Below are 15,076 nucleotides of genomic sequence, written 5' to 3'. Positions count from 1 at the left end.
GATCGAGTAAAGAGATGGTCAACTCAAGATCACGAAAAGATCTCGGATCGTCTTGTCTTGGTCCCGATCGTCACGTAGCGTCAAGCCTCGATGGCCTCCGCGCCACTCCCTTGAGCGGGCGGTCGTCACCACATTGGCTCCACACGGTGTGGCACGACAATTTCACAACGCCACCCATCAGCGGTCCCTGAAGCGCCGAGCCTCGCCAGCCAGGGACGTCACCCGGAAACCCGGATCGCGCGAGGACGGGGGACCCATGTGTGCCGGCGCTTCGCCGGCTGGGGGTGAAGTCGCCACCGCGACAGGGCCAACCTGACGGCCCCAACCCGACAGCTAACCCCGCAGGCGCTCGTCAGGAAGGGATCCCCCATGCACTACCAGCCGAAGCACGCTGCCCAGAAGCGTCCACGGGTCAAGCAGCGGATCGCCGGGGTCAGCCTCGCCGGAGCAGCCACCGTCCTCGCCGGCGTCGCCACCGCGGGCTCGGCCAAGGCCGACGGCTCCGTGTGGGACCGCGTCGCCCAGTGCGAGTCGAGCGGCAACTGGAGCATCAACACCGGGAACGGCTACTACGGCGGGCTGCAGTTCTACCAGCCCACCTGGGCCGGCTACGGCGGCCTCGCCTACGCGCCGCGGGCCGACCTCGCGACCCGGTCCGAGCAGATCGCCATCGCGCAGCGCGTCCTCGCCTCCCAGGGCCCCGGTGCCTGGCCCGTGTGCTCCGTGCGAGCCGGGCTGACCCGGGCCAACGGCGGCGCCACCAGTGCCCCCGTTCGGGCCAGCCGGAGCGCGACCAAGGCCACCAGGACGACGAAGAAGACCTCGACCAAGAAGACCTATGCGCCCGCACGGACCAAGAAGGTCAACCGGGCGCCCGCCGTCTCCACCGGCACCGGAGCGAAGATCACGGTCCGCTCCGGAGACACCCTCTCGAAGCTCGCCGCGAAGCACGACGTGCGCGGCGGCTGGCAGTCGCTCTACCAGGCCAACCGCGGCACGATCCGCGACGCCGACCTGATCTACGTCGGACAGGTCATCCGCCTTCCCTGAGCGACGAACCGCCCTGACGGGCCCCATGGACCGGGCGGCCCCGTGACCACTTCCCCCTGAGTGGTCCCGGGGCCGCCCATCTTTTCCGGTATGCCGCTGGGCTCGGTTACGCTTTCGCCGTTCCCCGCCTGCCCGGCTGGGACCCGCTGGCGTGGCGCAATCGGTAGCGCACCTGTCTTGTAAACAGGCGGTTAGGGGTTCGAGTCCCCTCGCCAGCTCCCCGCTCAGAAGGCCGCATAGTGCCCCTGACCTGCAGTTATGTCGTGGTGAGCGACAGGTGGCCCGCCGGACACGAGTGGTCACGAACGGACCCGCTTTCACTGGCGCGCCGGTGCTCCGCCAGTCTGGCGCCGGACAGTACCCTCATGTCTGCAGGGACACGCTCCCCGGTGTCCTCGAACCCAACGTCATGGAGTCAACTGTGGCTCTCGGCACCGTCAGCGTTCACCCGCTGGGTTCCTGGCATGGAGCAGGTTGCGTGGGTGGGCAGACCTTGAGCTCGAAGGGGATCTCTAGTTCACCTTGTTCCCCGTCGGCTGTCTCGTAGGTGAGGGTCAGGCCCTTGCCCTCACGGACCTCATCGGTGGCCTCGATGTCGATCGCCAGAGCGGCTACTTCGCCGACATCTGACTCCTCCTCGACGGGGCCACACACGACGTCGACCGGGTCGGGTTCCGAGGGAAAGCCGTGCGTGACGAGGTCGCCAGGCAGGTATCCGACGGTGGATCCGGCGCTGGACCACACCCCGTAGTGGGCGATGGGCAGGTTCCCGCTCGTGAATCGGGCAGCGGTGACCCGTGCAGACCCCTCGGAGACGCACAGGGTGATGACGCCTACGGATAACTTCGTCTCACCTTCAGGTGCGAGGATCGTCTGGCCGAAGGCAGCTGGCGCATCACCGGCCATTCGAAGCGTCGAAGCGCTCCCGCACGCGGACAGCAGGAGAGCGCCCACGCCGGTGCAGGCGATGAGTGCAGCACTGGCGCCGCCCCTGGAGACGAGACGCATCAACCCTCCCTGTGACCGGAGCGGTGCCCCACGTGCGACGCGGGGCACCCCGAGACGTGATCCTAGTCATCGAGGCTCCGAGCTCGCTCCAGCCGAAGCGACCCGCCGACGAGCGGTTCGCCGCCGCGACCACTGACGGGGCGGAGCTGGTGGCCAGCCTGCGGTAGGAGCCTCGACGGCAGGGGCGTGGCGAAGCGAGCCCAGCGGCATACGGAGGAGGGTGTATGCCGCTGGGCTCGCTTGCTGGGCCAGTGTTGCATCGTGGGGCCGGCCCCGTTCACGCGCGCGGCACGGACACGTGCGGCCCTGGTGGACTCGTCGGAAGCTTGGCCATGGTGCAGGCGAGGCCCTCGCACTGGTCGGGGTCCCCGTTGTCGGCGGCCTTGTTGCCGCCGCCGTCGATGACACCGGCCAGGGCGCGGATGCCGAGCTGTGCGTTGTAGGTGGCGATGTTCCTGGTGACGCTCGCGTAGGAGACCAAGGTGCCGGGCCGAAGGCACACTGCTGGGAATCCCTCCCAAAAGGCCGACCGCGCGTCGATTCCAGCCCACGCCGTCGAGCCCGCCCTCGGAGTGAGAGCAGGCTGTCCGCGAACCCTCCGCAGGTGTGCGCACGCCCGCACCGAGGGCGACCCGCGCCGGTTCGCGGGTCTTGGAGGTCAGTCACCGGGGCCGTCGTCGTTTTGGGTGTCGCGGCTGAGGGCCTGTCCAGCGCCGCGTCATTCGCCTTGGGCTACCCAGCGGCACCACCCCGACGAGATGCCGTCGATGACCGGTCGGGCCACAGCTGACACCAGGGGGCTGCGGCGCGCGTGAAAGTGGGGTTCACGACCACCAGATGGAGCTTTCACCCCTCCCAGCGGTCACCTCCGAGCTAGCAATTTCGTCACGGGCATCGTTCGCGGGTCCCGTCGGGCCGAGCGGGTGCTCGGCGGCCGCGGTGGCCCAGGTTCGTCGTCGACTGGAGGGGCGGTCGACTTGCCCGGGCCGATCTGCCCGTCACCTCGGCCGCACGCAGGCACCGGGGCAACTGAGGGGCTCGGACGGCCGGAAACCCCGCCACGTCTCGGATGGGTGTACTCCCTCATCGCGAGCAGCGTCAACGTCCACCACGACGAACGTGATTAGCGAGAACAGCACGACGATGAAGAAGAAGAAGAGGTTCAAGTCGATGTCGTAGAAGGAGCAGTGGGAAGACGCTGCTGGGCGCCCTCGACGCGTGCCGTCGCTCATCGAGCCGGGCTGCCCGCAGACGCCCGGATCGTCCCACCGTTCGCGCCAGCGCACAGCCAAAGCTCGCGGCGACCGAGCAGCCAAGGACGATGCCGGCTCCGCTGCTTTCGCTTGGCCGGCCGCTGCGGAGCAAGGTTCAGGCTGAGGACGGAGTCAAGGGCAAGGGCAGGGTCAAGCGGCGGCGATGTCGAGACAATGATCGATCCTCGCGCTACTCCGACCCCGAGGAGAACACGGGGTCCAAGACGGCGATGACCTCAAGCAACTGGTCGTCCAGATTCGGCTCGCACACGTCCTCGAGGCCTTCCTTACGTCGCCATGCCGCCCACTTTGGCTGGGATGCCGCACCGTAGCCGGCAACCGAGTCCGCGACGGGACGAAGAATGACTTGGCGGAACCGCGCGACAGCCCGGGCCGAGTCCAACAACACGCTACGGTCGATACCGTGTTTGGCGAGTTGCACGATGTCGACGTAGTCGCGCCAGCGCGTGCTCGTGATGCCACGCTCGAGAATCGTGACGCCCTTCTCCGCAACCGACGTCTCGGGCGCATACCCGAGCATCTCGATCGGCTCACCCAGGACTCGGGGGATGGACACCATCTTCGGCAGGGGGACGACGGGGTCCCCCGTCGAGATGTCCCAGGCCACGACCACCCGCGCTGTGCCAACCGTGCCGAGCGCCCGCATCCGAAGGCCGGGGTAGTCAGCCGCTTCCCGGATGGTCTGGACATCTAGGCTGCCCAAGTCGATCTCGAGGCCGTCAGCGGCCTCGACGGTCGCGACATCCCTTACGACTCTTTCGATGTGCGCAGCGGTTACGGACGCGGAGCGAGCCTGGCAGTCCACGTCCTTGGTTGGCCGGCGAACTCCGTAGCCAGCCAACAGGATGCCGCCCTTCAGCACGAAGTCCATCCCGTGCGGAGTCCTCTGAAGCCGGTCCAGGAACGACTCCAACGCATGACGGGTCACCAACTCGCCGGTCGTGACCGTGGCACCGGTCTGCCTTGAGGCCAGCGCCTGCCGTTGCAGCTGTCGAAGGACCTGAGCGCCATTCGCCGCCATCAGGCCATCACCTCCAGCGTCCGCAGCAGCGGCCCCCGAGTCCGCGGCAGCTTCGACGCGATCTCCAACAGGTCAGCAGGTTTCCCCCCCTGCCCCAGCCACCTGCGCAGCGCGTCACGCCCCAACTCGTACCCCAACGAACCCCGTAGCCGGAACGCGTCGGCGATAGACCGCTCCGGGCTGTAGATGCCAATGTGCATGTTCGAGCCGGGGATGGCTATTGTCGTCCGGCCCAGGCCGAAGGAGTCAGCAGCGAAGTGGTGCCAAGCGATCGCCCCCTCAGTCGCCGGAGTTCGACTGCCCCTCGGAATGGCGATGTCAAGTGCCTGGGGAATGTCGTCAGTCAGGTCGTAGTAGGCCAGCGCCGAGGTCAAGCAGATGGTCGCCTTCGGATGCTTGGCGGCCGCCTCAAGCCAGTCCCAGTCAGCCGCGTCAGCGTCTGAGGGCAGGTAGAGGCCGCGTGCAATCCTCTCGTAGGCGCCGGCATTTGCACGCCGATAGAACGTGCTGCGGGAGGTGGCGCGCTCACCGGCGCGAAGCAGTGTCGCGGCAGGCATGTGCCCTCCCTCTTGGTGAAACAAAACGTCCACCGATAACTCTATATGTAGACGTTTTGTCTCGCAACTGCCGCCTCGGCTCGAACTGGCCGTCGTAGACGGCACCTCCGAGGTGCACAGCGGCGCGGGCATGACGGGATGAACGGCCATAGGTAGGTTCGAGCACCTTGAGGCGCGGCCCGGATCCCAGCCGTCGGACGCGGCATCCGTGCCCGTCCTAGCCGGTCCGCGATCAGCGACAGCCATGCATGAAGGGCGCAGCACCTCTCACCGAAGTGCTCTCGTGGCGGTGGACCCTGTAGCCGGGAGGAGGTTCGATCCGCGGTCAGCGAGGGACGCGGACCCATGGGGTCGTCGCCACCAGCGGACGGATCGACTCTTCGGTATCGCACCTAGATAGCACGAGCCGACGGGTGGCCTTGACCCCGGCGTGCATCGGTGCAGGTCAGGGACCGTTAGGCGCTTTCGGGCTTGGAGTCTTGTAAACAGGCGGTTAGGGGTTCGAGTCCCCTCGCCAGCTCCGCTCTTCACCTCGGGAAATGCGCTCGACGCGGCTACGAGACACTTCCGCTGTGACGCACTTAGCTTAGTGGACGTGCCTGCCCGTCCACTCGGCCCTCTGCGCCACAGCCGACCGGACGCGCCGGGTTGATCCCGGGAGGGCTCGGTAGTTCGCGAGCCCGCTGCTCGCGATCTCCGATCCGTCAGCCAGAACGATCCCCTGGCTGGATCTGGATCAACGGCAGCAAGTGGTTCTCCTTCTCACCGACGGTGAAACACGTGCGCCGCTTGGCGGCGAAGTGGGCTACCTCCACGAGCCAGCCCTCGGGCCGGGGCAGGCGCATCGACGGGCATAACGCGACGCGTTATGCTTGAGGTGTGATCAGGTCGTTCTCGAACACCATGACTGAACGGCTGTGGTCACGAGAACGCACCAAGAAGCTCGACCCGCGGATCGAGCGGACCGCACTACGCAAGCTCGTCCTGCTCGATGCGGCCGAGACCCTCGACGACCTGCGGGTCCCACCCGGCAACCGGCTCGAAGCCCTGCGCGGCGACCGGGACGGACAACACAGCATCCGAATCAACCAGCAGTGGCGGATCTGCTTCACCTGGACACCCGCAGGGCCCGAAGACGTCGAGATCGTCGACTATCACTGACCGAAGGAGGAACACCGATGGCGACCATCCGGCCCATCCACCCGGGGGAGGTCCTCCTCGAGGACTTCCTGACCCCGCTGGAGGTCACCCAGCACCACCTCGCCGTCTCGATCGGTGTCCCGCCCCGGCGGATCAACGAGATCGTCCACGGAAAGCGCCGGATCACCGCCGACACCGCGCTTCGCCTGGCCCGCTACTTCGGCACCACCGACCGGTTCTGGCTCAACCTGCAAACCCGCTACGACCTCGAGATCGAGAAGGACCACCTCGGCGCCGCCCTCGACCAGATCCATCCCCTGCAGAGCGCCTGACCCACCCGAGCGCTACGCGGCGGAAGGGGCTACTCCCGCGCCGACGAACCCAGCGAGGCGAAGCCCGGCCTACGGCCTGAGCCATCGACGGGACGGGCACCACGGTCTCCACCTCTCTGACACCCTCGCGGCCCGGTAGCCGAGTCGAACCCCCGGCCGCTGCGGGCGCTAGCCCAATCTGGGAGCCTTCATGGCGACGTGCGTCCCTGCTGGTCAGAGCCCGTCTTGTCGCCTCCGCCGTCGCCGGCTTGGCCCGAAGGCCACGGCGTGAAGATCCTGCTTACGCGGTTGCTAATCGGGTGCACCCGTCAGCGGTGTGGACGAGGGGACGGGTCGTCACAGGGGAAGCCCACGCAATCCGCCGACAATAGTCAGCGCCGAGAGGACCGCGGCGATCATGGAGATGAGCACCGCAGCTCTGGCCAGATGCTCAGCCCAGCTGGGTGCCTGGATTGCGTCCTTGATGAGGACGGTGCGTGCCAGCCACCAGGCGCCGACGGCCACCGCCAGCGAACCTAGTCCAGCCCCCACGACGAACCACGCGAACTCATTCGGGGCGAAGCCGTCCGGAAGGAAGGCATTCAAAGCAGTCGTCCAAGCGCCCTGACCGCGGAGGCCGAGGACGGCGAGGGCGAGGGCTGCTATCGCAGACGAACCCGGTGTGAGGAGGGGCCTTGGCCCCAGTCGTCGGTCGTGATCCCGAATTGGTTCCACCATGTCGCCATATGACCGGAGCGGTGCTCCACGTGCGACGTGGGGGACCCCGAGACGTGATCCTCGTCATCGAGGTCCGAGCTCGCTCCAGCCGAACCGCCCCGCCGAGCGGCTCGCCGCCGGTGACCACTGACGAGGCGGAGCTGGTGGCCAGCCTGCGGTAGGAGCGTCGGCGGCAGGGGCGTGGTGAAGCGAGCCCAGCGGCATACGGAATAGGGCGTATGCCGCTGGGCTCGCTTGCTGGGCCAGGGTGCCTCGCGAACCCGCGCTGAAGACGGCGTCTCTCCCGCCCCTCAGGGTGCGCGTGCGGTCCTATTCTGACGAGGTGGGGCAGACGGTCGTGAGCAGACCGGTTCCTGACGGGGACACGTGGGTGCGGTCGGCGCTCGCGGAGCTGGGTCAGGTACCGGGGGTCCATCGGGTGGGGCTCGCCCTCGCCGAAGGCGGTGGACGACGGCTGCTGTTCAGCGCGAGCGACCGCGACAACGAGCGCAGCGTTGACTGGTGTGAGGTCGACGCCTATGAGAACGTCCCGCTGAACGAGTCCGTGCGCACTGGCAAGGCGGTCGTGGGCTCGCTGGACGACCTCGCCGGCCGCTACCCCGACTTCACCGGCCGCCAGAGTCCGAGGACCCGGGCGCTCGCGTCGCTGCCGATCTTCGCGGCCGGCCACGTCCAGGGTGGGTACGCGCTGTTCTACGACACTCCGCAGCGCTTCGACGGCCCACAGCTCGCTGGCCTGAAGGCTCTCGCGGAAAGACTGGGAGCCGCCTTGCGTGGCGTCCAGCGCGCCACGACCCACGCCAGCAGGTCCCTCGAGGACCAGCCGGTGCCGCACGGCGCACACGCCGCCACCTACCTCGTCACCGCGGACCCTCGGTCGGTCGGTTCCGCACGTCACTTCGTGCGGACGACCCTTTCGGAATGGGGCGCAGACGAGGACACCGTGGAGGACGCGGTCCTGTGCCTGAGCGAGCTGGTCACCAACGCGATCATCCACACCGGTGCCGGCTGCGAGGTGCGGGTCGTCCTCGACCGGGGGGTGCTGACCACGACCGTTCGCGACGGCGGCTCCAGCATGGTCGCTGGTCTCAACGGCGTCACCGCGGACCCGCTGGCAGTGCACGGTCGTGGGCTTCAGCTCGTGGACGCGCTCTCGACGAGGTGGGGCTCGGAACTGGACGCCGTCGGGATGACCGTGTGGTTCATGCTGGAGCCACGGTGATCACCGGCCCGTGGAACTGCTGGCTGACGTGTCCGCGTGACTCAGACCCGGGCGCAGTTGTCAGCCCGGGAGTCCCCCGGGGCTGAGGCGTGCGACTCGCCCCTGACCTTCCCGAACTCGCGCCAGATGAGCCACAGGATGAACACGTCGAACGCGGTGAGCGAAACCATTCCGATGGAGAACTTCACGAACGCGATGGAGTACGCCTGGTACACCATCAGGAGCCCGAGCGTGAGCAACGAGAACGGATAGGCCCACAGCTGGTTCTTGAGGATGCCGATCACGGCGATCAGCTTGATGACGGCATGGATCCACAGATAGGCGACCACGAACACGGCGCCACCCTCGGCGAAGTGCGACGTCGCCGTGAGGAGGAGGTGTGCGACGCGGTCGTTCGGGTCCTCGAGCAGCTCCCGCTGGGTGACGAGAGCGACGAACTGGTGCATCTGTGCCGGGTTCACGAAGAGGAGCAGCAGCCCACCGACGAACTCGACCAGCCCGGTGACCCCCTTGATGATGATGCCGCCCTCGAAGACCTTGTCCAGCAGGCTCGTGGGGTGGTACCAGCTCACGGGGCTACCCCTCACCGGCCGCACCCGCGTCAGTGACGAGCGGCTGGAGTCGGCTGCGGGCCATGCGCTTCATCAGCTGAGTGAGGGGTTTGCGGACCACGAGGTGGCCGAGGAGCACCACTGCGGCGCCCAGAAGGAGCCCGGCCACGACGTCAGACGGATAGTGGGCCGCGATGTAGACGCGGGAGAAGGCCATGAGCAGCGCGAGCAGGAGTGATACCGAGCCGAGGAGCGGGTCGACGAGGAAGAGCCCTGCAGTCACGGCGCCCGCCATCGTGCCGTGGTCGCTGGGAAAGCCGAAGTCCACCGAAGGCTGAGCCAGCACGAGGATCTGGTGCAGATGCGTGTAAGGGCGCGCCTCGTGGAAGAGCTGGACGAGCGGCTGGTTCACGGCCACCGCCACCACCGTGCCGAGCCCAGCACACACGAGCGCGACCATCCGGGCGATCCCGCGTCGGCGCGCCGCCCACCAACCAGCCACGAGCAGTCCGGCAAAGAACAGAATGCCGAACTTGGCGTACATCGCCAGCGGGGCATGGAGCCAAGCGGTCCGTTGCGCAAAGCCGTTGATCTCGAGGAAGAGGTTGGTATCGCTGGGGCTCGGAGTCACCGGAGCACCGTATGAAAGGGACCTTGGAACAGTCTGAGTGCCACCGGCAAGCCGGCTGGGAGCCAGATGGGAGCGGGCTGGAAGTTCGCCTCCCAGCTCGTCAGGCGCGGGCTGCGAGCCAAGCCATCTCTGCAGCTGCATGGGCCCGCCACCAAGCGTCCTCGTGCCCGCCCGGGTCGAAGTGGGCCTCGACGCCGGGCAGCCGCTCCGCGAGGGCCCGGTTCGCAGCGACGAACGGGTCCGACCGGCCACAGTCGAGGCGTACGGGGATGCCAGCGAGCCGATCGACCCGCCCGAAGATCGAGTGTCGGTCGAAGTCCTCGCGGTCGTCGTAGGCGCCGGCCGGGGTCTCGGCGCCCGTGCGCCAGAGGGCGGCACTGGCGGCGACCACGCCGGTCACCCGGGCAGGACCGAGGTCGCTGGCGAGCAGGAGCGCCCCGAAGCCGCCCATCGACCCTGTGAGCATGAACCCGACGGCTGAGGCCGCCCCGAGCGCCAGCGCGGCGCGCAGCGCCGAGCGACGGGGAACTGGGCGGCACCGGTCATGCTGAGAGCGTAGGACCGCGATCCCCGCAGCCAGGTGGTGGCACCGATGGAGATGCGGCCGGAGAGCGCGCCACTGCCAGCACCCCCAGGGGCGTCCTCCCGCCCTAGGGGCTCGACCGGGCTGGTGGCCGGGGCCACACTGAGATTGCGTGTAGGAGGTTGATGGCATGTCGACGTTCGTCTCGGGAGCCGAGCTGAGCCGGCGGTTGTACGAGCAGGTCGTGCAGCCCGTCATGACCTCGAGACTCCCTGGCCTGCCGCACTCAGCGGCGCTGCTCGGCCGCGGCTCGGAGGTGCTCGGCTTCGACGACGAGATGTCGAGCGACCACGACTGGAAGCCGCGGGTCCTCATCTTCATCGCCGAGAAGGACGAACCGCGCCGCGTCGAGGTCGAGGAGGAGCTGCAGCGGAACCTGCCGCCGACCTTCGAGGGCCACCCCATCGGCTATGAGGTCCACACGGTCCGCGGTTACGTCCGGCAACAGTTCGAGATGGACATCGACGGCGACATCGAGCCGCGCGACTGGCTGACACTGCCGGAGCACGCGCTGCGCATGTTCACCTCCGGGGTCGTCTTTCACGACGAGGTGGGCCTGCAGGCAGCACGGGACCGCCTGGCCTTCTACCCGCACGACGTCTGGTTGTACCTGCTGATCGCCGGTTGGTGGCGGGTCCACCCCGAGATGAACTTGGTGGGCCGAGCAGGAACCGCCGGCGACGAGCTGGGCTCTGCACTGATCGGGTCGCGCCTGGTGGTCGACCTCATGCGGCTCGCCTTCCTGATGGAGCGGCAGTACGCGCCGTACTCGAAGTGGTTCGGAACCGCCTTCTCCCGCCTCGCCTGTGGCTCGGACCTGACGCCCGTCCTGTGGAACGTCGGGCGGGCTGAGGTGTGGCAGGAGCGTGAGGAAGCGCTGATGGCGGCGTACGAGCGGCTGGTGCTCATGCACAACGGGCTCGGCCTGACCCCTCCGGTGACGACGGAGCTCGTGCAGTTGTGGGACAGGCCCTTCAAGGTCGCCTGGGCGGACATCCCGGCCCTGCTCCTGCCTTTGATCCGCGACCCCGCGGTCGTGAGCATTGCGCAGAGATGGCCGGTCGGGCCGGTCGACCAGTTCCGCGAGCTGTTCTGGGCGCCGAAGAACCGACAGCTCCTGCTGCGGCTCTTCGACTAGAGCGGAGGATTCGCCCGGCCAACAAGGGCCGGGGGGCCTTCGGGCGCAGCTCATCCCGCGCGTTGAGTGCAGGGCGTAACTCCCTTGAACCCCGCGATTTCCCGCACCGAAGCACCGCTCCACCGGGTCCGTGCCTGCAACTGGTCCGTGAACGAGACCCGGCAGGAGCACGATGACTGCTACCGTCAATCCCAGCTGTCGTCCCAGTCCGTGTTACGGGCTGGGCAGGACTGGGCGCCGCGCGAAGGTTCGCGGGTCGCGCTGGTGCTGAATACCGGCAGCCTGAGGTCTCCACACGGGAGGCCTCGCACAAGAAGAGGAACACCAGTGGCAACAGGCACCGTGAAGTGGTTCAACAGCGAAAAGGGCTTCGGCTTCATTGAGCAGGACGGCGGCGGCGCCGACGTCTTCGTTCACTACTCAGCCATCGAGAGCGGCGGCTACCGCGAGCTGCAGGAGGGCCAGAAGGTCGAGTTCGACGTCACGCAGGGCCCGAAGGGCCCGCAGGCGGAGAAGGTTCGGGGCATCTGACCCACGACCGATCCCGGTAACCGGGCTTGGCGATCCTCCGACCCAACGGGTCGGAGGATCGCTTTTCTGTGGTCGCAAGTCTCTTGTTGCGGGCGTGACCGCGCCACGGCGACCGCTCAGGCGTGGCCGCTCAGCTGAGCCATTCGGACGGCGAGAGCGTCGAGCATGGCGCTGGCACGCCTCGGCGAGATGGCCGACTTGCGGTCGCCGGCCTGGCTGGACACCGGCAGGACGTCGATCGAGAGCTTCGCACCGCCTGCGAGCGCCCGCAGCGCGTCGACCTTGTCGCCGAACGGCGAGCCGCTGTCCGGCGAGTAGTAGTGCACCACCTCGTCCACGTCGTCCGGGTACAGGTCCGTCTTGGTGACCGCGATGATGAGCCAGATCGGTTTGTGACGCCGAACCGCCATGGAGGCGATCCGGTGCGACGTGATGGTCCAGTCCTCCAGCTCGGCGACGAGCTGTGCCTCGCGGGTCGCGGTCGCTGCGCCCGTGGTGCCTCCTGCACGCCGGGGGGTGGCGTGACCGTTCGCGACCACGTGGATCACGCCGTCGACGGGCTCGTCGTGGAAGACCTCGTCGAGGGCGCCGAGGCGTGTCGCCGCGTTGTCGCCCGGCACCACGAGGAAGCGGAAGCCCTGGAGCCGAGGCGAGCGCCGGGTTCGACGTTCCATGACCGCAGAGCCCACCTCGGTCACGCCGTCGCCTGAGGCACGCCGGGTCAACCGGTCCACGAGCTGGCTCTTGCCGACCCCGGTCATTCCGGTCACGGCAACCATGGGGAAGCGACGCCGCAGCAGCCGGCTCACCCGCTCGGGGGCCGATGCGAGACCGGTCAGGACACCGCCGGCCAGGGTCGCGCCGAGGGCGGTGCGACCGGAGGTCGGCAGAATCGTCCGGATCCGGGATGGGGGGTGAGACACGGAGCCTCCTCGGCGTGCTGATGAGGTGCCGGCTGGCACCCCGAGCCTACGTTCCGTCAGTCGTGGTCCGCGAACTCGGGTGGGGCCGTATGCCGCTGAGCCCGGTCGAGCGGTCCGGCGCGGTGCCGTGGTGGCGAGGTGGGCGGCATCATCTCGACGGCTCGGGCTCCTCGACCTGTGGTGGTCGAGCTGGCCGGGCGGGCGGGCGGGCGACGTCGGTGCCCTCGAGCTTCCGCGGCCACGCGCTGTACCGGCCGAGCAGGGCGAGGACGGCGGGAACCAGGACCGAGCGCACCACGAGGGCGTCGAGGAGGACGCCGAGAGCCATGACGAACGCCAGCTCGCGGAACTGGCGCAGGGGAACCAGGGCGAGCATGCCGAAGGTGGCGGCGAGCGTGATGCCCGCTGCGGTGATGGCACCGGACGTCTCGGGCATCCGTTCGGCGATGGCCTGACGCAGCGTCGTGTGCTTCGCGCGGGTCCAGATGTGACCGACCCCGTAGATGTTGTAGTCGGATCCGAGCGACAGGAGCAGGACGGAGGCGGCGAACGGCACGTAGAAGGTCACCCCGTCGTGGCCGAACCGGCCCTGGAAGACGAAGGTCAGCGCTCCGAGTGAGGCGGTGAGGGCCAGGACGCTGCAGGCGAGCAGCAGGACCGGCGCGGCGATGGCACGAAGGAACATCATGAGCAGGACAAGGTTCACGATGAGCACGGCGATGGCGATGCGACGCAGGTCGGAGGTCGTGGCCGCCACCAGCTCACTGGCGACGGCGGTGTCACCGGCCAGGCCGGCGCGCGCCCCGTCGAGCCCGACGCGCTGCAGGAGGTCGGGCACCGTGGTGGAGAGCTGGTCCAGGTCGCGGATGGCCACGGCCCCGAGCGGGTCGTGGTCGAGGATGACGATGAAGCGGGCGGCGTCGCCGGTGCGGGTCAGCAGCGCCCCGCTCACGACCTCCTCAGGCAGGGAGCCGGGGCCGAGGACGCCTGCGACGCCGGGCTGTTGCGCGAGCTCCCGGCCCAGCTGGGCAAGCTTCTCCGGTTCGCCGGCGAAGTCACGGCCCTGCAGGAGCAGCTCCGTGGGTGCGACGATTCCGGGCGCGAAGCCGCTGGTCGCCGCCTCTGCGGCGATGTGTGGCGGACTGTCGGCTGGGAGCGCCGCGACGAAGGACACGCCGAGGCGGAGGCGCTCCATGTTCATGCTGAGGAGCGCCAGTCCGGCGATGCAGGCCGCTCCCAGGACCAGGGCCACGGCCTTGATGGTCAGCACCCGGGCGGCGGCCCGCGCGACGGGGCGCGTGCTGTTCCGCCGGCTGCTGCTCGGCCAGAACAAGCCGCGGCCGAAGATCGCGAGGAGGGCCGGTAGCAGGGTCAGGGACACGACCATGGCGGTGAGCACCGATACGGAGAGCACCGGGCCGAAGGCACGGAAGAAGGGCGACTCGGCGACGAGCATCGCCGCGCTGCCGGCTGCGACCGCGACCCCGGCGACGAGGACGATCCGACCGGTCTGGGCCGCCGAGGTCTGGGCCGCCTTGAGCCGGTCCACGCCCTCGTCGAGGGTGGTGCGCATGCTGGAGAGGAAGAAGATCGCGTAGTCCGTCACGATGCCGAGCACCAGGGCGAGGACCAGCGGCTTCAGCTCCTCGGGCACGCCCCCCTGCACGAAGCCGCCGACGTAGTTCGTCGCCCGGACGGCGAGGAAGTAGGAGGCGGCGGCGGTCAGCAACGCGACGAGCGGGGCGATCACCGATCGGAACTTGAGGGCGACGATCACGATGACCACGACGAGGGTGGCGATCTCGAGCAGCGGCAGGTGGTCGTAGAGGATGTCCGTCTGGGCCAGCTGGGCGGGGATGGTCCCGGTCACTCCGACGAGGTGGTCGTCCGGTTGGTTCACGTACTGCTTGCCGAACGCCTCCGCCGCCGCCACCTCCTGCCTGAAACTGGTACCCGGCTTGCTGACGACGTAGGTGAGGGCGGTGGTGTCCGGCTCCGCCGACGACGGGAACACGCCTCTCGTGTTGGCGACCGGGAAGACCCCGGCGATGGGTCCGACGTCGCCGAGGGTCCCCTTGGCCACGCCCAGCGCACGCTGCACCAGACGCTCCTGGGCTGCCTGCGACAGGCCTTCCTCGGACCGTTGCACGATCACGGTCCGGGAGAGCACCGGGAACCCGAACGCCTTCGCGGACGCCGTCTCGGTCGCGATGGCGCGGCTGTTGGGTGGGGCGAAACCACTCAGGTCACTGTTGGGCATGCTCGCCGGTAGCGACACGGCGGCCGCGACGGCGGCCGCCGCCCAGCCCAGGACGATGAACCAGCGGAGCTTGACGACCAACCAGGCATACGTCCTGGCGAGGGAGCCAACCTCGGACTTGCGCCACGACCTCATTGA

General features: G+C 68.5%; 16 protein-coding genes, 1 tRNA gene and 1 riboswitch. Of the genes, 7 read left to right on the top strand and 10 right to left on the bottom strand.

Annotated elements, in window-relative coordinates; all coding sequences use genetic code 11:
- Nucleotides 1-218: 218 nt before the first annotated feature.
- Nucleotides 219-364: riboswitch (cyclic di-AMP (ydaO/yuaA leader) on the top strand.
- 5 nt (nt 365-369) lie between these two features.
- Together INTCA_RS14700 and INTCA_RS14695 are read left to right on the top strand one after the other, a co-directional pair.
- The gene (locus INTCA_RS14700) at nt 370-1,050 is read left to right on the top strand and encodes a LysM peptidoglycan-binding domain-containing protein (RefSeq protein WP_013493713.1); all 681 of its coding nucleotides are present in this window, start codon (nt 370-372) and stop codon (nt 1,048-1,050) included.
- A gap of 145 nt (nt 1,051-1,195) precedes the next feature.
- Nucleotides 1,196-1,268, top strand: a tRNA-Thr gene (locus INTCA_RS14695).
- 226 nt (nt 1,269-1,494) lie between these two features.
- On the opposite strand, the gene INTCA_RS14690 is transcribed toward INTCA_RS14695, so the two are convergent.
- The 4 genes from INTCA_RS14690 to INTCA_RS14670 all read right to left on the bottom strand — a co-directional run bounded on the left by INTCA_RS14690 (nt 1,495) and on the right by INTCA_RS14670 (nt 4,910).
- Complete coding sequence (locus INTCA_RS14690; RefSeq protein ID WP_041307791.1) at nt 1,495-1,956, bottom strand: hypothetical protein; 462 nt, start codon at nt 1,954-1,956, stop codon at nt 1,495-1,497.
- Between the two features lie 379 nt (nt 1,957-2,335).
- Nucleotides 2,336-2,560, bottom strand: a complete 225-nt coding sequence (locus INTCA_RS14685; protein WP_013493711.1) for a hypothetical protein — start codon at nt 2,558-2,560, stop codon at nt 2,336-2,338.
- 941 nt (nt 2,561-3,501) lie between these two features.
- Complete coding sequence (locus INTCA_RS14675) at nt 3,502-4,353, bottom strand: nucleotidyl transferase AbiEii/AbiGii toxin family protein (protein ID WP_013493710.1); 852 nt, start codon at nt 4,351-4,353, stop codon at nt 3,502-3,504.
- Nucleotides 4,353-4,910 (bottom strand): type IV toxin-antitoxin system AbiEi family antitoxin domain-containing protein, encoded by a 558-nt coding sequence (locus tag INTCA_RS14670; RefSeq protein ID WP_013493709.1) that lies wholly within the window; start codon nt 4,908-4,910, stop codon nt 4,353-4,355. Before INTCA_RS14670 ends, INTCA_RS14675 begins: the two co-directional genes overlap by 1 nt.
- An 879-nt stretch (nt 4,911-5,789) precedes the next feature.
- On the opposite strand from INTCA_RS14670, the gene INTCA_RS14665 reads away from it, so the two are divergent.
- Nucleotides 5,790-6,071: a type II toxin-antitoxin system RelE/ParE family toxin gene (locus INTCA_RS14665; protein WP_013493708.1), complete on the top strand. Its 282-nt coding sequence runs from the start codon at nt 5,790-5,792 to the stop codon at nt 6,069-6,071.
- A gap of 17 nt (nt 6,072-6,088) precedes the next feature.
- On the top strand, nt 6,089-6,382 hold the full coding sequence (locus INTCA_RS14660; RefSeq protein WP_013493707.1) for a HigA family addiction module antitoxin: 294 nt from the start codon (nt 6,089-6,091) through the stop codon (nt 6,380-6,382).
- Between the two features lie 336 nt (nt 6,383-6,718).
- Here the strand turns inward: INTCA_RS14660 and INTCA_RS19895 are convergent, their stop codons facing one another.
- A complete protein-coding gene (locus tag INTCA_RS19895; protein WP_169312925.1) occupies nt 6,719-6,886 on the bottom strand; it encodes a hypothetical protein in 168 nt (55 codons plus the stop codon).
- Nucleotides 6,887-7,346: 460 nt separating this feature from the next.
- Between INTCA_RS19895 and INTCA_RS18785 the strand changes: the two genes are divergently transcribed.
- Nucleotides 7,347-8,321: an ATP-binding protein gene (locus tag INTCA_RS18785; RefSeq protein WP_169312924.1), complete on the top strand. Its 975-nt coding sequence runs from the start codon at nt 7,347-7,349 to the stop codon at nt 8,319-8,321.
- A 41-nt stretch (nt 8,322-8,362) separates the two neighbouring features.
- Here INTCA_RS18785 and INTCA_RS14645 read toward each other — a convergent pair whose 3' ends face one another.
- The 3 genes from INTCA_RS14645 to INTCA_RS14635 all read right to left on the bottom strand — a co-directional run bounded on the left by INTCA_RS14645 (nt 8,363) and on the right by INTCA_RS14635 (nt 9,969).
- A complete protein-coding gene (locus INTCA_RS14645) occupies nt 8,363-8,893 on the bottom strand; it encodes a DUF2127 domain-containing protein (protein ID WP_013493704.1) in 531 nt (176 codons plus the stop codon).
- Between the two features lie 4 nt (nt 8,894-8,897).
- Complete coding sequence (locus INTCA_RS14640) at nt 8,898-9,503, bottom strand: phosphatase PAP2 family protein (protein ID WP_013493703.1); 606 nt, start codon at nt 9,501-9,503, stop codon at nt 8,898-8,900.
- Nucleotides 9,504-9,603: 100 nt separating this feature from the next.
- Nucleotides 9,604-9,969 carry an alpha/beta hydrolase-fold protein gene (locus INTCA_RS14635; protein WP_052338024.1) on the bottom strand — a complete coding sequence of 122 codons (366 nt, stop codon included), beginning with the start codon at nt 9,967-9,969 and terminating at the stop codon, nt 9,604-9,606.
- Nucleotides 9,970-10,216: 247 nt separating this feature from the next.
- Here INTCA_RS14635 and INTCA_RS14630 point away from each other — a divergent pair, with 247 nt between their 5' ends.
- Together INTCA_RS14630 and INTCA_RS14625 are read left to right on the top strand one after the other, a co-directional pair.
- On the top strand, nt 10,217-11,224 hold the full coding sequence (locus tag INTCA_RS14630; RefSeq protein WP_013493702.1) for a DUF4037 domain-containing protein: 1,008 nt from the start codon (nt 10,217-10,219) through the stop codon (nt 11,222-11,224).
- 327 nt (nt 11,225-11,551) lie between these two features.
- A complete protein-coding gene (locus INTCA_RS14625; protein WP_013493701.1) occupies nt 11,552-11,755 on the top strand; it encodes a cold-shock protein in 204 nt (67 codons plus the stop codon).
- Nucleotides 11,756-11,871: 116 nt separating this feature from the next.
- Here the strand turns inward: INTCA_RS14625 and INTCA_RS14620 are convergent, their stop codons facing one another.
- Both INTCA_RS14620 and INTCA_RS14615 read right to left on the bottom strand, forming a co-directional pair.
- On the bottom strand, nt 11,872-12,678 hold the full coding sequence (locus tag INTCA_RS14620; protein ID WP_013493700.1) for a P-loop NTPase family protein: 807 nt from the start codon (nt 12,676-12,678) through the stop codon (nt 11,872-11,874).
- Between the two features lie 148 nt (nt 12,679-12,826).
- Nucleotides 12,827-15,073: an MMPL family transporter gene (locus INTCA_RS14615; protein WP_013493699.1), complete on the bottom strand. Its 2,247-nt coding sequence runs from the start codon at nt 15,071-15,073 to the stop codon at nt 12,827-12,829.
- Nucleotides 15,074-15,076: the final 3 nt, after the last annotated feature.

The organism is Intrasporangium calvum DSM 43043, from assembly GCF_000184685.1.
Taxonomy (GTDB): domain Bacteria; phylum Actinomycetota; class Actinomycetes; order Actinomycetales; family Dermatophilaceae; genus Intrasporangium; species Intrasporangium calvum.
This window is presented reverse-complemented; position numbering and strand designations above follow the sequence as displayed.